This is a genomic window from Haliscomenobacter sp. (assembly GCF_965225875.1).
Lineage (GTDB): Bacteria > Bacteroidota > Bacteroidia > Chitinophagales > Saprospiraceae > Haliscomenobacter.
Genome location: NZ_CBDDBS010000003.1, coordinates 2604576 through 2625153, shown reverse-complemented (window position 1 = coordinate 2625153; position 20578 = coordinate 2604576). Strand labels below are relative to the sequence as shown.

Annotated in this window: 19 protein-coding genes; 6 read left to right on the top strand and 13 right to left on the bottom strand. The window is 44.4% G+C overall.

The genetic code is table 11. The features are described from left to right. Window positions 1-13: 13 nt before the first annotated feature. From ACO08K_RS30485 to ACO08K_RS30425, 13 genes are all read right to left on the bottom strand, one after another. The gene (locus ACO08K_RS30485) at window positions 14-652 is read right to left on the bottom strand and encodes a class I SAM-dependent methyltransferase (RefSeq protein WP_421800286.1); all 639 of its coding nucleotides are present in this window, start codon (window positions 650-652) and stop codon (window positions 14-16) included. Window positions 653-827: 175 nt separating this feature from the next. After that, window positions 828-2723 (bottom strand): asparagine synthase (glutamine-hydrolyzing), encoded by a 1896-nt coding sequence (gene asnB, locus ACO08K_RS30480; protein ID WP_421800285.1) that lies wholly within the window; start codon window positions 2721-2723, stop codon window positions 828-830. A 1-nt stretch (window position 2724) separates the two neighbouring features. Further along, on the bottom strand, window positions 2725-3645 hold the full coding sequence (locus ACO08K_RS30475; RefSeq protein WP_421800284.1) for a glycosyltransferase family 2 protein: 921 nt from the start codon (window positions 3643-3645) through the stop codon (window positions 2725-2727). 123 nt (window positions 3646-3768) lie between these two features. After that, window positions 3769-4665, bottom strand: coding sequence for an IS630 family transposase (locus tag ACO08K_RS30470; RefSeq protein ID WP_421798283.1), 897 nt, complete (start codon window positions 4663-4665; stop codon window positions 3769-3771). A gap of 4 nt (window positions 4666-4669) precedes the next feature. Continuing rightward, window positions 4670-4969, bottom strand: coding sequence for a hypothetical protein (locus ACO08K_RS30465; RefSeq protein WP_421795433.1), 300 nt, complete (start codon window positions 4967-4969; stop codon window positions 4670-4672). A gap of 310 nt (window positions 4970-5279) precedes the next feature. Continuing rightward, window positions 5280-6626: a glycosyltransferase gene (locus tag ACO08K_RS30460; protein ID WP_421800283.1), complete on the bottom strand. Its 1347-nt coding sequence runs from the start codon at window positions 6624-6626 to the stop codon at window positions 5280-5282. Then, complete coding sequence (locus ACO08K_RS30455; protein WP_421800282.1) at window positions 6623-7915, bottom strand: hypothetical protein; 1293 nt, start codon at window positions 7913-7915, stop codon at window positions 6623-6625. The genes ACO08K_RS30460 and ACO08K_RS30455 overlap by 4 nt, the downstream gene beginning before the upstream one ends. Beyond that, window positions 7916-9145 carry a glycosyltransferase gene (locus ACO08K_RS30450; protein ID WP_421800281.1) on the bottom strand — a complete coding sequence of 410 codons (1230 nt, stop codon included), beginning with the start codon at window positions 9143-9145 and terminating at the stop codon, window positions 7916-7918. Window positions 9146-9190: 45 nt separating this feature from the next. Next, on the bottom strand, window positions 9191-10549 hold the full coding sequence (locus ACO08K_RS30445) for an MATE family efflux transporter (RefSeq protein WP_421800280.1): 1359 nt from the start codon (window positions 10547-10549) through the stop codon (window positions 9191-9193). Beyond that, entirely contained in the window at window positions 10539-11921 is a 1383-nt protein-coding gene (locus ACO08K_RS30440; protein ID WP_421800279.1) for an exopolysaccharide biosynthesis polyprenyl glycosylphosphotransferase, read from the bottom strand. The genes ACO08K_RS30445 and ACO08K_RS30440 overlap by 11 nt, the downstream gene beginning before the upstream one ends. Before the next feature lie 123 nt (window positions 11922-12044). Beyond that, entirely contained in the window at window positions 12045-14156 is a 2112-nt protein-coding gene (locus ACO08K_RS30435) for a GumC family protein (RefSeq protein WP_421800278.1), read from the bottom strand. 18 nt (window positions 14157-14174) lie between these two features. Continuing rightward, a complete protein-coding gene (locus ACO08K_RS30430; RefSeq protein ID WP_421800277.1) occupies window positions 14175-14954 on the bottom strand; it encodes a polysaccharide biosynthesis/export family protein in 780 nt (259 codons plus the stop codon). Window positions 14955-15304: 350 nt separating this feature from the next. Further along, window positions 15305-16534: a CotH kinase family protein gene (locus ACO08K_RS30425; RefSeq protein ID WP_421800276.1), complete on the bottom strand. Its 1230-nt coding sequence runs from the start codon at window positions 16532-16534 to the stop codon at window positions 15305-15307. Between the two features lie 36 nt (window positions 16535-16570). On the opposite strand from ACO08K_RS30425, the gene ACO08K_RS30420 reads away from it, so the two are divergent. The 6 genes from ACO08K_RS30420 to ACO08K_RS30395 all read left to right on the top strand — a co-directional run bounded on the left by ACO08K_RS30420 (window position 16571) and on the right by ACO08K_RS30395 (window position 20518). Further along, window positions 16571-17287: a helix-turn-helix transcriptional regulator gene (locus ACO08K_RS30420; protein WP_421800275.1), complete on the top strand. Its 717-nt coding sequence runs from the start codon at window positions 16571-16573 to the stop codon at window positions 17285-17287. Window positions 17288-17458: 171 nt separating this feature from the next. Beyond that, a complete protein-coding gene (locus ACO08K_RS30415; protein ID WP_421800274.1) occupies window positions 17459-17800 on the top strand; it encodes a hypothetical protein in 342 nt (113 codons plus the stop codon). Between the two features lie 23 nt (window positions 17801-17823). After that, window positions 17824-18273 carry an SRPBCC family protein gene (locus ACO08K_RS30410; protein ID WP_421800273.1) on the top strand — a complete coding sequence of 150 codons (450 nt, stop codon included), beginning with the start codon at window positions 17824-17826 and terminating at the stop codon, window positions 18271-18273. A gap of 538 nt (window positions 18274-18811) precedes the next feature. Continuing rightward, on the top strand, window positions 18812-19276 hold the full coding sequence (locus ACO08K_RS30405; RefSeq protein ID WP_421800272.1) for a MarR family winged helix-turn-helix transcriptional regulator: 465 nt from the start codon (window positions 18812-18814) through the stop codon (window positions 19274-19276). Between the two features lie 10 nt (window positions 19277-19286). Then, window positions 19287-19784, top strand: coding sequence for a transposase (locus tag ACO08K_RS30400; protein ID WP_421800271.1), 498 nt, complete (start codon window positions 19287-19289; stop codon window positions 19782-19784). A 116-nt stretch (window positions 19785-19900) separates the two neighbouring features. After that, window positions 19901-20518: a cupin domain-containing protein gene (locus tag ACO08K_RS30395; protein WP_421800270.1), complete on the top strand. Its 618-nt coding sequence runs from the start codon at window positions 19901-19903 to the stop codon at window positions 20516-20518. The last annotated feature ends 60 nt before the right edge of the window (window positions 20519-20578 follow it).

Sequence of the window (20578 nt, the reverse complement as noted above, 5' to 3'; positions counted from 1 at the left end):
GGATTTTGGTGGTTCATGTCTTTTCGGCTACCACTCTTACTTGGAACCAGGAGGTTTCAATGTGTCCATATATTCTACAGATAATGTTGAATGCTTTTTTACCAAATATTTTGGCGATTTTCTGATAACGTGGAGGCCATTTGTGGATGTAGGCCTTTGACTCAATTACCTTATAACCAGCTTCTGTGAATAAATTACCCAGATTCAATGGGCTCCAGGAGAACAAATGGTAATTGATGTCATTGGGCTTGTACTTACTGGTAATTGATTCACAGGGTACCACAAAAATTATTTTACCGCCGATTTTTAATTTTTCTTTTAGCAATGAAATTTGATTCAGTGGGTCGGGCACATGCTCCAATGCATGGTTGGAGATGATACAATCAGCCCAATTATCGGGAGCGTCTTGTACATATTTGAAGGATTTGATCCCAAAATCATCCAGGGTTTTCCGCGCTTGATCACTAAGGTCTATTCCGATTTTGTCTTTACAATCAATGTTTTTCAAAAGGAACCCGCCACCGCAACCAAAATCAATGACATTCATTTGGGGGGTGATGAATTTTTTAAATTTTACCAAATTTGCCCAACCACCAAAAGCGCCTATGTTCTTTTGCCAGTTGAAATAATCCTCGTCGTAATGATTGCTCATATTGTTGAAATTTAAGTTGCTTAGTAGCGCAGAAAAATTAACTTCCCGATTTGGGTTTTGAATAGGAAGTCGAACGCTTCATTTCAAGTGAGCTTCCTATTCAAAAGCCTCAAAAAAAATCGGGAAGTAATTTTTTGCGTCATACTTAGTAAGGTGAATAGCCCTGTTGAAAAGGCTACAAATTGGTGATGCCGTAAACCTTTGACCAGGTTTCCAGATTGATCACCCGCCAAAAAGGAAATGTGGGGTGATCCATGGGCTTTTTAAATACTTCTCGAATTTTATCGGCCTTCCAGATTCTTTTTGCGGAGAAGTGGTCAGAATGCACCACATTCAGCACATAATCCTTGTAGCTGGTATCACTGGAAATGTATTCAAGGAAGGGGGTGTTGAATCCAATCTTCCGATTTTTTGTGATCGAATCGGGCAGCAGTTTACCGAAGGTTTCCCTCTGAATCAGTTTGGTTATCCCATTTTTGTACTTCAAATCATTGGGAATGGAAAAGGCAAACTCCATCATGCGGTAGTCCATAAAAGGCGAGCGTATCTCAATGGACTGCGACATGGAAGAAACATCTTCGTAGTGCAGGATTTGGTTGAGCCCTTCGTGATTGATCTGTTTTAAAAGGTAATTGCTGAAATTATTGCCCTTCAAGGAGAATTGGTAGGCAGGCTGGTAGTGTGGATAATTGTCTTTTACAAACGTATTGTCCAAATAGCCCAGCGATTTTTCCTGAAACCGGGCCCTCAGGTAGGCCGAAAAAGATTGGTTGATGATCGATTTGAACATTTGACCTAAAAGAAAGGTCTTTGAGTACTGATTAAAACTGCTTATTGCCGAAAACTCTTTTGAGAAATTTCCGGTTCGGGCTAAAAGTTGATCGACCAGGTGTACCCCGGAAATATAACGCTCATAACCCCCATACGCTTCATCACTGCCCTGGCCATTGAGTACAACTTTAATGCCTCTTTCGGCACAGGCTTTCATGATGTTGTGGTGAACAAGAGTGTTAAAAGAAAACACGGGGTGATCCAGGGCGTAAATGATTTGGTCAATATCATCGATGCTTTGTTGGGTATCGATCACCATTTCATGCAGGCGAATGTGCTGACAAGTTTTGGTGAATTCCCGCGCGATCGGCGTTTCATCGTATTGATAATTTGGAAAGGAGGCAATGAATGCGTGGATCTCATTTTGATTCAATTCCCCCCTTTGGATCAAGTTGTCGGTCACCTTGGCAATGGCGGAAGAATCGAGGCCGCCACTCAGCAACAAAGCTACCGGGACATCACTCCGGTACCTCAATTTTACGGCACTTTCAAACAAGGCCACGTACTCTTCGTAAAAAGTTGAAGCCGAATCATGTTGAAATAAATTTTCCTTTAAGGCCCAATACTTGTGAAGAGAAAGGATGCCCTGTTCAACGATGAGGTTGTTGCCGGGCAATAATTCAAAACAATCTTCAAAAAAAGTCTCGCCATCATTGTTCCTGTATCCATAGGCCAGGTACTCGTATACTTTGCTGAGGTTGGCGTTTTCAAATTTATGCACTGCATGTAGTCCCTTCAGCTCGCTGGAAAAATACAGGACCTGATCCACGATGCAATAATAAAAGGGTTTGACCCCCATCCGATCGCGAGAGCAAAACAACTTTTTTTTGCGAAAATCATAAATCGCAAAGGCCCACATCCCGTTGAAATGATTGACACAGGCCTCGCCATATTCGAGGTAACTGTTCAGAATAACCTCGGTATCCGAATCGGTTCTGAACTGGTATCCTTTGGCAATCAAGTTTTGTCTTACCTCGATGTAATTGTAAATTTCCCCATTAAAAACCAGTACTACATCTTCATTTTCACTCAACATGGGCTGGTTGGCCGAGGTACTTAGATCGATGATGCTCAGTCTGCGAAAGCCCAGCCCCAGTCCATTTTTGACGAATACCCCATCCGAATCAGGCCCCCGGTGAGCAATGGTTTTGTTCATCAACCGAAGGGTCGATTGAAATGAGCCATGGTGGATAAACTCATTTTTATCTTTTAGTGAAAGCATTCCGTTTATTCCGCACATGCTACCTGCCTGTTGAGTATTCGTGAAATTTAATGTTCACCAGGCCTGCGAATCCGCCAAAACTCTCGGCGATTTTTAGCACGCCGAAGTATCGATATTTAAAACCGATGGGGGTCAAGACGATGGCTAAAGCACCAACACAGAGGTATGCCACATTCACCAGGATTTTTTTGAGCACCCGGCTATAGCGTTTTTCCAGTAACATGATGTAGGTATAGGTATTGGCCACCCGAAACCTGCGTTTGATCAGCCATTGCAGAGTGGCTCTATGGGCTGGAATGGTTTCGTACACGATTGCTTTTGCGGACCAAAAAATATTTGCCCCTTTTTTCACAGCACTTACCCCAAAATAAGTGTCTTCGGCACCGAGCGTATTGAATCGGGTATCAAACCTGAGCTGGTGGTCTCTGAGGAATTGGGCGCGCATCACCAAATTTGCAGTTTCCAAAAAGTCCACTTTTTTTTGATCCTCAATGGTTTCTTGGCCAAACCATTGGGCAATTTCCGGGGAGACAAAGGATTCAAAAATTGGGATCACTGGGCCAAGGGCAAAATCCCCATGCTTGTTTACAATTGTTGCGATCAGTTCATTCAACCAATTGGGCGTTACATACTGATCGTCATCGATGCCTACGATGTAGTCTGGTTCCAATAGTAAGGCTTGTTCGATGATTTCATTTCTGACATTGGATAACCCTTTGCTTGGGCAGTTAAAATAGTGTAGTCCAAATCCAGGTTTGGTTTTTTTCACCCACTTGGTAGTGGTTTGTTCTCCTGTTTTTTCAGCATCATTGTCGACGATGATGATGTCAACCTGTTTGATCAATGTCTGATCCAAATGGCTGTTATAAATGCTTTGCAGCAGTTTGTCCAGCATGGCTGGTCTTTTGTAGGTTGGAATACCAATGGTTATTTTGTACATGTTTTTTTTGGGATGATGGAAGGTTACCTCAAACTGGGCGTTTTGCTCGGAGGATATGAATAGCCCCAGGCTTCAGCCTGGGGATTACGGGAATCGCTCTCTTTTGGGCTAATGAAGTTTTCTTTAAAAAGCGTTCTTTGACATATTGGAACTAACATCAGCGAAAGGGCGATAAAAAGGCGACTGTAAAGCCCTTAGGCCCACATATTGAAGCAAAGGCTGGTTTTGATGACCAGGTTGTGCAAACCATTGTTCGACTTTAATTTTCAATGCATCCCATTGATCGACCAGGCGATGATTGTGCAAAAGATCTTGCTTGAGCCATCGCCACATTTTTTCAATGGGATTGAGCCAAGAAGCATAAGTGGGCAAAAACAACAATTGAACGGGTAAATTTTTACCCTTGAACTTTGCTTTAGGCTTGAGATGTTGCCATGATTTGGGTAAAATTATGGGGAATGGAGATTGCTGAGGAGCTAAAGCAGCAAGGACGTCGGGGTGAAAATGAACCGGCCAATTATCCAGGATGACCCAAATGGTTTTTTGAGGATGCTTCAGGGTGAGTTCCTCAAAAAATTGAATGATGGTGGGTACCTTGATTTTATGACGAATCAAATAGTGGGTTTGGCCCGTTAGTCCATTTAAAGCGCCACAGATTCTGAACGTTTTATTGGAATAATGACCTAATCTACACAAGGGTTGCTTTTGCGAAGCTGGACTCCAGTCATAGCCAATCGTGGGCTGGAGATATACGGTGAGCTGATCCAAGAAATAAATTTCCTGCTCTCCAGGATTATGGCTTCGGATTTGCTGTAGCAGGTACTCTACTTTGGCCTGATAAGCTGGATCAGGGCTATGTACATATTGGCGTGCTCGTAAATGGCGAACCCCAATTTTTTTGAGTACTTGCCACACTCCACCCAGGGAGTAGTCCTTAAATGCCTCGATCTTTTCCCTCAATGCCTTTAGCGTCCACCGACTTTGATCTAAACCAAAGTTAGTTGGACTTTGACCTACCACCAACTCAACCTGGGTTTGTAGTTGTGGGGGGCTTAGAGGGGGAAAACCCAGGCTTACGACCGCGGCCTGCCTTTTGTTCTAAGCCTTTGATGCCTCCTGCTTTGTAGCGAACCACCCAGTCATAGACCGTGTTCTTGCGCCGACGTCGCAGTAAGCCTTTGTTTGCAACTTCGTTGCCAAAGGAACCAGACGCAATTTGTAAAATGGCACTCGCTCGCTCTCGAAGATAGGGCTTGGGTGAACGTTTCAAGAGGCCTTCCAAGGCTTCTTTTTCCCCTTCGCTCAAGGTTAGATAGATTCTCATCTCTCCTCTTTTTGATGCTAAGTTACCAATATTTCAAAGATCGTTTTTTACGAAAAACTTCATAAGCCCAGATCGGGGGGCATTACGCCAACCCCAGGCTAAAGCCAGGGGCTATTCAATCGTTATTCAGGCTGAAGCCTGGAGGTTTTCGATTATCTTCCATGTTGATGAAGTTTTTAAAATAAAGCGTTCCTAAATGAGCCTGAAATTGAGAAATGCTGGCAGCTACAAAAGATCGTTTATTTCAAAAAACTTCATAAGCCCAGATCTGGGGGCATTGCGCCAACCCCAGGCTGAAGCCTGGGGCTATTCATGTCCTCCGAGCAAAATGTTCTATAGGTTGCAGTTGTCCTGCCATAGCCGAACAAATCGTTTCCTTAAATTCCCTGGATACCCTGCTCAAATCATGGCGCATTGCGGCAATTTTTTGGGCCTTTTGAGCCAGGTTTTTTCGGGCGCTTTCATCCAGGATCAGGGTTTTGATGGCCCGGGATAATTCCTCAACCTTATTTTCAGTCACCACTACGGCCCAGCCAAAATCCTCAGCGTATTTTACCGCTGCCGTATCCTTGGGCGCAAAAAGCACAATGGGCGTTCCACTGATCATGTATTCCGAAGCTTTGGTGGGCATGGAATATTTGATGTATTGGGTGGCTATGGTTGAAAAATCGTAAGGCAGGATCAGCAGGTCAGCTTCAGAAAACACCCTGGGCAGTTCTTTGTAGGGGACAAATTTTCGGTGCTGCACACAGGAATAAGCTGCAGCCCAATCTGGAATCTCTGCGGTTTGTAACACAAATTTGATGGAAAGCTGAAGCTCTTCATTCAAGGTTTGAATGGTTTGGGCGATGGTTTTGAGCGAGTTTTGAATCCCCAATCCAGTTCTGCCCGCATACAGTAGGGTAGGGGGCGCATTGAGCGCATAGTTTGTTCGCTGGTGTTGTTTCCAAAAATGGGCATCAATCGGGTTGTGAAAAGACGTAAACGTTTTACCATACCTTTGCAGGTACTCTTCAGACATGTAGTCGGAAATACTCAGCAACAGGGTACATCTTTCCAGCAACACCCTGAATTCCTGGTCGATCTTCCGTTGCCAATAGTGTTGGAACAGCCCTTGGCCGCTGATGATGCTGGGCCAATCGTCCATCATGTGGAGAACCATGTTTTTTTGGAGGTAAGCTTGTACCGCAATACAAAAAGCGATGGAACTCCGATCCGAACTTTGGGCGTAAATGACATCCGGCTTGAACTCATCCAACCAGGCACAAAAATCTTTTGACAATTGATAGCTGGAAGCCGCATGAAACAAGCCTAAATACTGCAAAAAAGGATAAAACACCTGGTTAATGAGTTGCACACGTAATCTGGAAACAGGCAGGGTCAAATTCTGGATGGGTTTTTCATCAAAACTGACCAGCCCGGAAGGGTATTTCCGCTTGAGGAGATTAAAAGGAAAAACCCATTTGTGTTCTTTTTCCCCCAACTGATAATAGGTATTACAAATGCTGATGTCGATGTTGTCCTGGAGCAAATAGCCACTGCAAGCAACCGCCAATTTTGAGCTGTCCCAACCCGTAAATAAATTGGACATGGTGATTCCTCCCCCCGTATCCGTGTTAAATGGCTGGTTGAGGATGAGTACTTTGGGCATAGTCATGATGGAGATGGATTAAAATACAAGGTCAATACCTCTTCAGGAAGCATGCGGATTGCTTTGGAATAACAGATTCCTACCGCAATCCAAACCATGAGGTAGTTCAGGGTAAAAGTGTTCACCGTGGATGGATACATGTTGATCAGGGCCAAAAGAATCCAGATACCAGCGGCTTTGGCGAAGAGGTTTTTGGAATAAAAAATGCCCAGGATGGCTGCCGGAATGGTAATCAAAAGCAGTAGGCCAAAACTGATCAGGCCTCCTTTTAAGATGATTTGTAAAAAATCTGTTTCGATGACATGGCGATAACCCGTCCGGTTGTCTGGGTCAATCCCTGGACAGTAATACTCGCCCGTCAAACCTTTGCCAATCAGCCAGTCGGTGCTGCTCATGTCCCGGTAAAAACACAGTTCTACATTGCTGCGGGTATCTTCGAGCCCGCGGTCTTTGAGGTAAGTGAACAAAGCGCCTTCCTGAAAAAAGCTTCCATATAGAACCAATGCCCCACAGCAAAGCACCGAAAAAACAATCACCAAAACCCTGGCTTTGCTTTGATACAGGTAAAAAGCATAAGCCAGCAATAGAGGCAAAGTGGAGATTAAAAGCAGGCCGCGGCGGGCTTTCAGAATGGCCAAAAGGATGATCGTCAACACAGTGACCAAAGCGATTATTTTCCGTTTGTTGGAATGGTATGCCAAAGTCAGCAAGATAAAAGCGGCAGGCATGCCCAAGGTGCGGGCGAAAATTTCGACAATGTTTCGGCTGATTAAATCTTCCCGGTCTGCAAAAATGATCTCCCTCGCAAAAAGGACACTCAAGCCTAAAAAAGCCAGACCCAATAGCAAAATGACGTCAAATAGCCTTTTGTAAAAGAATAGATTTTTGGGGATCAACAAAAGCAGCGGGGTGAAATACAAAAAAATGCCAAACCAGGCATCAAAAAGCATCACCTTAATCGAATCGTAGTCAAACCCGCCTCCCCGCAGGATGACCAGCATCAGCCAAATGAAATAGAGGATAAAAAGAACCCTGAGGTAAAGGTTTTCAAATGAAAAGCGGAGTTGGGTAAAAAGGCCCACCCAAAACAAAGCCAAACCCAAACTCTGAAAAGCCTGACAGATGATGTAGTTCACATACGTGGATTGTGCAACCGCATACCCGATTGTATACAGGAGAAAGCCCAGCCAAAACAGATCGAGCAACAAACGATCTTTGCGGGAAAGGATGAGGTGCTTGAGGTAAGTAGCGTCGCCGAGCAACAGCAGTGTTGGATTGTTTTTGCCAACTTGCATTTAAATTGCAGGTTTTAACACCTCCAACAACTCCAGGTGTTTGTTGATACTCAGCCAATTGTCCATTTCTATGGGTGGCCGTACGTGCAACTCATGCGTCAAACAAAAATGAATTCCTCTGCTGAGGTCTTCGGCATCCTTGTAGGTAGCCAGGTAGCCATTGATCTCGTGCTGAATCAAATCAGGGATTCCACCCGTATTAAACGCAACCACGGGGGTTCCACAAGCCAGTGATTCAAAAATGGTATAGGGCAAGTTGTCGGCCAGCGAAGGCGCAATGAACACATCCGCTGCGTTGTACAATACCGCCAGGGTGTATTCATCCTTCAGTTGCCCCATAAACCGGATGGGGAAAGGAATGGCCTCCGAAATTTTAGGGTCATCGCCCGTACCAAAGATCAGCACCGAGGTTTTTTCAGGGTGCACCCTTTGATGGAATAATTTCAAAGCCGTTTGTAAATAGTCCCAGCCTTTGTAGGGGCTTTGCACATGCGCTGCCCCGAATAAAATGATCTGCTCATCTGGATCGATATTCAGGATTTCCCGGGCCAGTTTTTTATCAAAAGGTTTAAAGATGCTGCGGTCCAGTACATTCGGGATATGAAACAGGGGTTTGTTGTGGGTCAAAGCAGATTGTTGGGCACAGTCGTATAGCCATTTGCTGGGGGAAACGAAGAATAGGTTGTTGTATTTGGCGTACAGTTTTAGCTTTTGTTCGAAGCCTATGGTCGACAGATCTCTTTCTTTTGAATCCGGGAAGCATTGACAATTGTGGCACTTCGTTTTGTATTTATCACAATCAAAACTATAATGGCACCCCCCAGTCAGGTAGCACATGTCGTGCAAGATGACCACGATCGGTTTGCCTAATTTTGCCAATTGTTCAATATTGACCAGGCTCAAAAAACCGTGATGCACCCAATGGAGGTAAATGGCATCGGCCTGTTTGACCTGTTCCAAGTGGGTGACATTTGACCCAAATGTGGAATAAGAAAACAAACCAAAATCCTTGTTGGCCTTACGCGCCAAATGTTCATTCACTTTGTAACTCAAGGTTGAAACCCATTCTTGTTTTTTGCCCAATTTGACCTGGGTACGGCTATTTGGTACTTCGGAATACAGCGATACAATGCTGGAGTTTATCCCCACTTTAATGAATTCATCGTGAAGCCTTCTGCCAAAATCCCCTGCGGAGGAGGAACGATACTGGAGTTGTACAATTTTTGTCATGCATCAATTATTTAAAACCCAAATCGGGAAGCTAATTTTTCTGCGTTATTTAGCCCAAAGGCCTCGTTTGTTTTTTTCGATGATTTGGTAATACTGGATGGGGGCCAAAAGAAAGCCGTTGAAATTTGCTATAATCGCAGCGATGAATACCGCATGTACACCGATGTGGAAATGTTTTATCAATACCAGGCAGGAGATGATGTAAACAAAGGGGCTGATTAAGCTGGAAAAAAACTGCAGGCGCAGTGCACTAATGCCATTCAGAAAAGCCACGTAGATGTTGCTAAAAATGGTCACATTAAAAAACAAGAACCCCCAGAGCGACAACTGAAAATCAATGTGTACCGTACCTTTTCCCAACCATAAATCATACACCCTGCTGGCCAGCAGCAGCATCACGATACTCATGCCCACCAGTGCCAGATTTAGTAAGTTGTATTGTTTTACACTGCTTTTTATCCAGGAAATCTCTCCTTTCAGAAAGGCTTCGGTGGAAGCGGACCAAAAGGGACTGACAAAAATGACCATGATCATTTCCACGACCCCAAAATATTTGAATACAACATTGTAAGAAACCACCGCTGCGGTGCTGAAATTTTGGGCAATAATGATGTTCGCCGTCTGGAACTGGATGATAAATGCGATTTGAATCACGAAGAAAAACAGCCCCAGATTGAGCAGGTCTTTGGAGCAGGATAATTTTACTTTACGCCACCTCGGGCGGTACTTGTGGTAAGCACCCCGGAAGAAAAAAACATTCACCACCATCAATACCAGCAGTGGCGAAAGACAAAGTGCGAGACCAAGTCGGATCAGGGATCCTTCCGAGGTTTTCATCAATACAAAAATGAAAAACAAGGACAACAGCTGCCCTGCAAAATCAATCAGGGCTACTTTTGAAGGGTTTTGATCCGCCGTTAAAATGGTGGTGATGATCCTCAATACGAACTGCAGGCAGAAGTAGGTAAATACAATCACTGCCATGATAGACACCTCAGCCCGCATCTCGCTGGAAACCCCCAGCAATTTTGCCCAGTTCAACAAGGGATTAATGGCCAAAAAAACCAGCCAAACCGCCAAAAAAGCCGAACCCAGCAGGGCATAGGCGGTACTGACATAGACCTGGGCTTTGTCGTCATCCCCTTCGGCTTTGGCCCCGGCAAACTTGTTGCGCAACCCCTGGGTCAGTCCAATGTCAAAAAAACTAACCCAGGCTACCATCGAACTGATGGTCAGCCAGATCCCGTACCTCGACGGATTGATGTAGTCAATCGTCAAGGGAACCATAATCAAGCTGACCATCACACTGCCTCCTTTGATCAGGATGCTTTCAAGGATGTTTTTTTTGATTTTGACACTTCTTTGGTGCCCTTTATTGAGGATACTGAGGATCTTAGAATGCATTGTCCTCCCCTTTTACCATATTCAGTACGGTGAGAAAGATACATTTGCAATCAAACCAAAAACTCCAGTTTTCAATGTAATTCACGTCGTGTTCTACTCTTTTGTCCATCTGGTACAGTTCTTTGGTTGGGCCTCTCCAGCCACTGACTTGCGCCCACCCGGTTATGCCGGGTTTTACCTCGTGCCGGATCATGTATTTGTCGATCAGGTTGGAGTAATCTTCCGTATGTTGAAGCATGTGGGGCCGCGGCCCTACCACCGACATATCGCCTTTGAGTACATTAAAAAACTGTGGCAATTCGTCAATATTGGTTCTTCTGAAAATTGCGCCCACTTGGGTAATGCGGGAATCCCTTTTGGTAGCCTGTTGGCGATCACTTTTTGCATTGACCTCCATCGTCCTGAATTTGATACAGTTAAAGGGTTTGTTCCAATAACCTGTTCGTTTTTGCAGAAAAAAGATGGGGCCTTTTGACTCCAGCTTGATCATAAGGATGACCAGCGGAAAAAGCCAGGGGAAAATCAACACAATCACCAGCAAACTAAAAACAATGTCGAAAACACGTTTGAGGATCTTGTTTTGGACCAGGCACAGGGGTTCTTTTTTACGGCGGAAAATCGGCAAATAGGCAAATTGTTCCAGCTTAATGCCTTGTTCAAAAAGATCTACTTCAAGCGGTACGATTTCAAAATCGATGTACCGGTTTCGGCAAACCTGAATGATGCGTTGAACTGATTTTTTGGACAAATCACTATAGAAATACAAGAGCTTGCTGATGCTGCTGTTTTTGTTTAAATAAGCTTCGATGTCTTCATAACTGCCCAAATTGTTCGCTTCTGGTATTTCTTCATTTGCGAAGCGCCCCACGCACATCACCTGATCCCCATATACCGAGGAAAGTACCAATTGCAGGTGTTCGAGATTGGAACCTTCACCCCCTATCACGGCATAAGTCAAACCAACGGTTCTATTCCTGATGTAATAGCGGATGGCAAAATGCGAAACAGCGGAAAGCAGCAAAAAAGAAAAAAAGGCTGGGATCAAAAAGTGGGTCTGAAAAACCGGGAAAAAGAACTGATAATAAACCAGGCTGATCAATCCAGTATAGATCAAAACACTCAAGAACAAGTCCTTGATTTTTAGATTCAATTTAACCCCTTCAAAAACCTGGTAGACATTTGTAAAAGTTGCAGTTAAGAGCCAGAATACATTGATACACAATACCAAGTAGGGTAGGGTGTTCATCACAACTGGCCTAAAACCCTGGTTGTACGAAATTTGTACCAATAAGAACCCAAACAAACACAGGTTCAACCAAACAGCATCCAACGCGATTGCCAGGTATAGGCAACGATCGGTATTCCTTTCCATCCTTGTTTTATCGGAAATGACTATTTCTCGATGAACAAATGGTTTTTTTACTCCAGGCAATTTTGTTAGTATTTGATTCATGGCAAAAAATTAAACGGGCGGTTTTTTCAAATGCTAGTGATTTTACTTTGATGAATAGCTGTATTGTTTATAGTCATAACCGTAGTCATAACCGTCATTTTGCTTTTTCACCCCATTGAAAATGATCGAGGGGTTGACCATTTTGTTCTGTTCGAATATTTCCCTGGCTTTTTCCAGCATGTTTTTTTTGGTAAAGCCTGAGCGTATTACGAACAAGGTATTGTCCACATAATCATTGAGCATAAGGCCATCGGAAATGATCCCGATGGGCGAACTGTCGATGATGATGATGTCGTATTGCCCCTTTACGTACAAAAAGAGGGCTGCCAGTTGTTGTTCCGTGATGAATTCTACCAGGTTTGGCGTAATGGGGCCGGCTAAAATGAAATGTAGATTCGGCAGATCTGTAGAAGCCTGGATGACCTCGGTTATTTCCAATTCTTCCCTGAAGAAATTGCTGAGTCCAATCTCCTCGTTCCCTTTAAAGTACCTGGCGATTGAGGGTTTTCTCAAGTCAAAATCAATTACAATCGTTTTCTTTTTAGCCAGCGCAAAACTCATCGCCAGGTTGGACGCAACAAAGGTTTTTCCTTCGTTGGCAGTACTGGACGAGACTAAAATGCATTTTGTTTTTTCCCGATTGTAAAATTGGAGGTTGGCCCTCAAGCTTCGGAAACGTTCGGTCATCAAGTTTTGTGGCTGCCCCAACAGCGACTTATGGTTTTTTCCTTTTTGATGATTAATCACCCCCAGAATGGTCTTTTGGGTTAAAATTTGTTTGACGTCTTTTTCGGTTTTAATCAATCCTACAAAGAAGTCAAAGAATAAAATCAGGAAAAAAGAAAAAGCCTGGCTACCAAAAGCAGCCGCCAAAAAGATCTTGGCCTTACTGGGGGCAATGGGCGAAATGGTACTGTACGGCGGGTCGATCAGCATGGCATTGGTATAGTTGCTCACCATAGACAGTGCCGTTTCCTCCCGCTTTTGCAATAAATAGACGTAGAGGTTTTCCTTGATCGACTGGATGCGCATTCGGTCGGAGAGGCCTCTTTCTTTTTGGGGTACGCTGCGCAAACGACCGAAGGATTTGTTGTGCTGATCCTTGACCTTGCTCAATCGTGCACCAAGGTCGTCCTGCATGTGCTCAACCCCGGTGTTGATGGAAGACCGCAAACTCCTCAATTTTTGATCGTTCGCTTGAATAACCGGGTTAGAAAATTGGCCTTTCAGCAACAGCCTATCTCTTACCACCACCAGATCATTGTAAGGTTGGATCAGGTCTTGTACCCTCCCATCATACAACGAAGGATTCATAGGGATCAAATTGAATTGATTGGAAGTAGTATCCCGTAGATCCGATCGCATGACCTGGAGCATCTTCAATTGGAGCTCAAGGTTTCGTTGCTCAGTTACGAGGTAACTAACATCCTCCATGGTGATGTTCAAATCGGTGGTGGCTTCTGAAATGATGTCATTGTTCAATTTGTACGACTCCACCGTGCTTTCCGCAGCAATCAAATCGGCACTGATGTCCGCCAATCGCCCATCCAGCAAATCCAGCGTTTTTAGGGTGGTTTCCGTATTTGCCCGGCTTTTTAAAAGGTCGAATTTTTCAACCAAAACAGACAGTACGTCGATTCCACGCTCGGGCACCGCATCCTGCAAGCTCAAGACCAAAACCGAAGATTTATTTTTTTCGTCCGACAATCCTACCTTCAAGCTTTCCAGGTAACTCCGGGCAATTACCTTTGAATTCAAATTGGATAGTTTATGCTCCCGAAAATAGTTCTTTTCCAGCCTTAACTCCTCTACCACCGAAGTCATTAAGGATAAGGAAGTCAAGATTTCAATTTCATTGGAAGCCTTTTCTGAGGTGCCTGAAAAACTAATGTTGCGTTTAAAATAATCTTCCGTAGGCCCATAGTCCTGGTCCCGCTCCCGGATCAAAAGTTTAGCAATAATCCCATAAACGGGCTGTTGTTTTTTATAAAAATAATAGGCAAGCCCCAAGCCGATCACGCCAAAAATCAAATAGACGTACCATTTGCTGAGGACATAATTGTAAAAAAGCCCCCGGTAATCGACTTGACGATCGGATGTATCTTCTAGGTTGCTGTTTAACAGAATGGCTTTGGGATATTGGAATTCGCTCATGGTACTTTTTTTATCCAATTAATTGCTAAACAAAGCAATCAACACGGCAGCAATGGTGGCCACTGCTGTCACAATGGGCACGGTTTTAGAGGTCTGATCCTGAACAGCACCGGCCTTGGCCTTGATGGGTTTCACGTAAACTAGGTCGTTTTGTTTCAGGTAATAATGCTCCGATTGAAAAAAATCAGCCGATTGTAGGTTGATTTTATTCAATGAGCGCACCCCGTTGGTTTCTCGTACCAGCAACACATCCCCTCGATCGGCATAGTCGGTCAGATCACCCGCGAGGGCCAGGGCATCCAACAAGGAAATGCGCTCATTCAGGATGGTAAAAGCACCTGGGCTCCGAACTTCACCAGACACGGTTACTCGGAAGTTCAACAGCCTTAAATTGACCACCGGATCTTTCAAATGCTGTTTCAGTTTGAGCAACAATGACGCCTTCGCTTCCGCAATACTCAACCCTTGCCATTGCAGGGTGCCCAAAACCGGAAAATCAATCTCCCCTTTTTGATTTACCAAGTAGCCATTGAGCTGGATGGCCTCGATGTTGATTAAATTTGAATTGAGCTGATCAGAATTCAGGTTAAAAGGCGCGGCCAGTTCTGATTCTGTACTGAATACTTTTATACCCAGCACGTCATTGGCCTGTATCCGAATATCCGGCTTATTTCTTACATCCATTTTGGTTTTATCAGGAAAGTTGTCCTGATAATTCAGCAATTGTTTGTAAGCAACACAGCTTGTAGTGGCTTGAAGCAGCGTGAAAATCCAAATTGAGCTGAGAAAAATTCGCATTTTTAAAAGGATTTTTCAATGCATCCATAATCCGAGAACATGGCTTCGCCGTTGATAAGTCGCATTTTTGGGAGCCTGTTGGATTTTTGATTGAAAAGAAATGTTCAAACAGGTTCCAGGCATGCAAATTATACCCAGGCCTTGAAGCACTTGCCTCAAAGAAATTGAAAGATTACACTGTCGTCGAATTGGTAAGGGGGTCACCAACGGGAAGCAGTGAGAGATCTGGTGATGCTTACAAAGGTAGGCCAGCCGTAGGTCCGTAGCGTTACAGAACTTACAGAAAAGATTACATAATTCACTGGTTCGATTGCTTGTAGAACTTTCTCTTTATTTTTTACAGGCGATTTTTACAGCCTGCTCAAAAACTCATCCATATAAACCGATCTATTCTTCAGCCACAGTTTCAGCGTTGCCACATCATTTTTAAAATCTACATTTCCCCGTTTCCATTTTTGGTAATCACGACCTCTGGCACCTTCAATGAGTAAAGCATATTGGTCGACGTAGGTCAGCAACTCGGGTAATTTTTGGGTTTTAAAATCGGCCCACTTTTGCTTCATCGCGGTTTTTACGGCAGGAGCAGCCATCAATCGGGTGAAAAAGCGGGTGCCATCAGATGGAGGCGACCAAAGCATGGGTTGATCAAAAGTGCTAAAGTGTCTCTGGGTCTTTTCATAAGCATAGGCCCAGTCAAAATCCCAGATCGGCCCCATGGTCCATTTGCCCGTTTTGGTTTTGTACAGGAAGGTACTTTTGGGGTGATTGAGTTCGCGGTTGTCGCATAACATGTTCACCAAAAAATAATTGGCTACCGACTCAGCGTCTATATAATCCATCACATTATTGTTCGGAAAATCAGCGCGGGCCAGCAAGGCTTCCATTTCTTCAAACTGCGTTTTTATCGGTGCCAGTTCTGCCGCATCGGTCAATTCGGGGTGCATGACCATCACTGGAAGGCGATACCCAGCGGATCTAAATTTCCAGGGCTCATCATAGTATTGTTCCAATTGCAGCAGGATGCCATTGTCGCCAATGTTGACCCGGTTTTTCTTCACTTCAATCTGCTCGGTCAGCATGTACAAACCCTGGTACTGCCCATTCAGGTAGACTTCTACAGGCTCGATATGATTGGTAAAAGGCAGGTTAATCAATTGGCCTGCTTTCATGGCCACTGCATTCAACAGATGGGTTCCATCCAGGTAATTGGCCAGCAAGATCCAATCTTTTTCAGATGCCATACCCATCAGACCTGCTTTTTCATCCAGTTTAAATTTGTAGGGCTTTTTGGGGAAGTTCCAGGTGGAGTTGCCCCGTCCGCGGATCTGGGCACTGCCTTTGTAATCGTCAGAAGCGTCCAAACCATCAATGGAAATGGTGGCAGGTACATAAACATCCGTTGAGTTGATGGCGGCATTGCCCGTGGTGGCAATATCCAGCCTCGACAGGAAGTCTTTATCCTTCGGGACATCGGGCGTTACAACAGTATCGTCTGCCTGCTTTTTACAGCCTGAAAAGGAGATCAGTAAAACGAGCGTATACAGTAAAAACATCCACCGAGGCGAAAAGGAATAGGCCATATTTTTTTAATTTTGGCAAATATAATGAAATAATCCATGCTTGAAAACGACACCAAACGCCTTTCCCGCCTGACCGCAATCCTGACTCAATTGCAGACCAAACGCCTGGTCACCGCAAACCTTTTGGCCGAAAAATTCCAGGTCAGCGTTCGGACGATCTACCGGGATATTCGGGCTTTGGAACAATCTGGCGTACCGATTTTGACGGAGGAAGGAAAGGGCTATTCCCTGATGGAAGGGTATCGTTTGCCTCCGGTTTCTTTCACCGAAACGGAGGCCAACGCCTTGATCACCGCCGAGCAGTTGGTATTAAAAAACAAGGATGCCTCTTTTGTCAAAGAATACAGCGCCGCCATCGACAAAATCAAGTCGGTACTCCGCCACCATACCAAGGAGAATGTAAACCTGCTGTCGAGCCGCATCGCCATCGGCCAGAACTACAACCTTGACCGCACCAGCAATTATTTGTCCAGTTTGCAATTGGCCTTAACCAATTTTGAAGTAACCAAAATAGTTTACCAAAAACCAGACAGCGAGGAAACGAGCACCAGAGCGATAGAACCCTTTGCCATATTTAACACCAAGGAGAATTGGTTGTTGGTGGCTTATTGTCGCTTGCGTCAGAGTTTCAGGGTCTTCAGGCTGGATCGGATCAAAAAACTGGAGATTTTGCCCGAAAAGTTTGAGCCGCATAAAATGACTCTGCAGGAATATTTTGAGCTTTGTCAGAGGCAAAACTTACCTCTGACGTAGGGCTGTTATCTCGAATTTTCAAAGGATTCCCAAAGCGACATTTTTGAAACACAAAGGACAAAAAAGAGGACACAGAGGACACAAAGAAAGGTCAAGGTCTAACTTTGTGTCCTTTGTACTCTTGTATTTTCCTTTGTGATAATAAAAGGCTGTAAACACCAAACTTATGTTATGAATACTAAAGCTTCTTTTTCCAGAAAAATGGATCTACCTGTTTTTCTTATGATCACAGCCTGCCTATTTTGTGCTTGTGATTGTCATCAAAATGTTTCGGGCACCGTTTTAGACACTCGAACAAAGAAGACGATTGACAGTGTTTATGTACAAATCGCAGGGAAAACCAACATATATACCTTTACGGACAGTACTGGAAACTTTAGATTGGACAATATTTCTGGTGGCTTTAGTTGCCCACCTATGCCCCTTGCCTTGACGAAATCAGGTTATGAAATAAAAATCCTGGAGATTAAAAATGCTGCGCACGATACCATTTTTTTAGAGCGTATACATTAACAGCTTCTTAGACCTACCAACTTATGTCCCAAATTCCCGACTCCATCCATCAATCCATAACCATCAATGCTCCCGCTTCTGCCGTCTGGAATCACCTCACCACTCTCAATCTGATGCAACAATGGATGCTGGATCAGGACATGGAAATGGAGTTCTACAGTGATTGGAAAGCTGGCAGCCCGATTGTCACGAAAGGAAAGTTACACAAGATCAAGTTTGAAAACCAGGGTACTATTGTGCAGTTCGAACCCGAAAAGGTTTTTGAATACACCCACCTCAGTTCCATTTCCCGGCTTCCGGATCAGCCTGAAAATTATTGTAGGCTGACTTTCAACTTGAGCTCTATTGCTGATGATGAAACCACGCTAAACTTGAGCATCGCCAATTTTCCTACCTATTCCATTTATAAACACATGGAGTTTTATTGGAGATCGGCTATTGTCGTACTGAAACGACAGGTAGAAAACATGTAAAAACTGTGGAGCTCTTGAAGGAAGGAACTCTCATGTGTTTTTCACGCAACGGAAGCCCCGCTAGGGGCGCGATATGGGTAGAAACACCTTTAATATAACCAAGACGATATTAATGCGCTTCGCGCTGTTGAGGCTTCGCCTCTCTTTGCTAAAAGCGGCATGATGGCAACACGGATGCCACGGATACCACAGATAAAAACGGATTTTTTTCCGCCTGCGGCGGAAAAGGACGAGCCGAAGGCGAGTCAAAATCCGTTCTAATCCGTGGCATCCGTGGCATCCGTGTTGCCATCATGCCGTTTTGGTTGAATTAAATCGAAGGTAAAAAATTATCATTATTATTTCTTAACGCTCGTTGCTAATAGGACTCCGGAAACATCTGAAATCACCATGGCTACCCATATTTCGCCCCTAGCGGGGCTTCTCGCCACTCCCTTTCCAATCGTAATCAAGCCCAATTTTCTCAAACAAGATTTGGAGGTCTAAACAATGCAATTTATCTTTGTTGCTAAGATATTTATTTACTAAACTATTTTGAATGAAAAAAACCACCACCAACCCTAAAACCGAAGCATTCCGAAGCCTCAGCCGAGCCTACTCCGATGCATCTATCCTGATGCACGAAGCAATAGCCCGCAAAGCCGGGCTCAGTGGCACCGACCACAAATACCTCGGCTTGATCCTTCAGAAAAAAGAACTGACTGCAGGCGACTTGGCCCAACTCACTGGCCTGAGCACCGGAGCGGTAACCGGCCTCATTGACCGATTGGAGAAAAAAGAACTGGTCAAACGCCAATTCACCAAAGACGACCGACGCAAGGTTTTGATCGTTCCGCAGAAACAAAATGCGATGGACTTGATGGCACCACTGTTTGCAGATCTCCAAACCAAAACCTTGGAACTCATTGCTTCCTTTTCCGAAACGGAGCTCCAGGTCATCGAAAGGTATTTTACCGAGGCCATCCAAATCATGGAAGAAACCACCCAATCCTTGAACCAATAAATCCACAGAAATGGACAGCATCAATCAGCTGGCAGGACCTGAGTTCTGGCTTTGTCTCTCTACCCTTATTTATTTCCTCATGAACGGCGCCCAGGTTTTTGAAACCCTCGTTTTTGTACCCAAGTGGACGACATCGCCACCCGACAATTTTAAACTACTACTGGACGGCACCGGAACCAGTCTGAAATCTTTTTGGGTCATTTTTCACTCCATCCACGAAGTCACTTTTATCCTGGCGATCATTGCTTGTTGGAACCTGCTGCCGACCAGAAATTACTTGTTGCTGCTTTTCGGTATTCATTTCGCAGTGAGGATTTGGACTGTACTGTACTTTGCCGCCAACATCATCGCCTTTCAAAAAATCGCTGAAACTGGGGAGTTTGTCAGCGACCTGGCGACCAAAACCGCAAAGTGGCAGCGGCTGAACTACCTTAGAGTAGCCATTTTTATAGCCATTTCAATCGCCTTGATTCCACTTTGTATTGAAATGCTCAAAACAGGAAATTAGCAAGGTTTCATTTAAGTTTTACATGTTGCCACCTGCACTTCACTTTTTCTGTCCTATCGCTGAAATTCAGCTTTAGTAAAGAATGCTGCTTATACCAAACACCTAAAAACACCATCATGCTTTTCTTCCTCATTTTGCTGATCACTTACATCCTGATCACCGGAATCCTGTTCAACCACCTCCTCAAACCGAGGCAACCAGACTTTTCCCGCTATTTCAGCCCGAACCAGAAATTTGTGAGCCAAATGGAAGGCTTAAGCCTGATCGTCAAAAAAGTTGAAAACAACTGGGCCTATTGCCGCGCTGAATTAAATCCCTTTGCCGCCGGGCCACCCGAACACATCCACGAACATTTTGATGAAAGTTTTACCGTTGCAGAAGGAACCGCTTCCTTTTTGATCAATGGCGAAAAAATAACCGTACAGGCTGGAGAAACCATCGTCATCCCCAAAGGTGTCCCCCACAAGCCTTTTAATGAAACCGCCAAGCTGCTCATCATGGACGATGTCACCAATCAGCACCCTTCGATGACTGCCAGTTTCGCTTATGGATTGACCAATATTTATTCAGCTATGGATAAAATCGGGAATCCCCAATCGCCTTTAAACCTGCTCGCCCTGGCCGCGCAAGGGAACGATTTTGATACCTGGGACAGCAAAATTCCACTGGGTGTACAAAAAGCCTTGCGCTGGATTTTGGGGCCAACCGCCCGTTTGTTGGGCTATGGGAAATGATTGGCTATCCACACCTACTGCCAAAAATCACCCTGGACCCCTACTAAAAATCATTGCCGA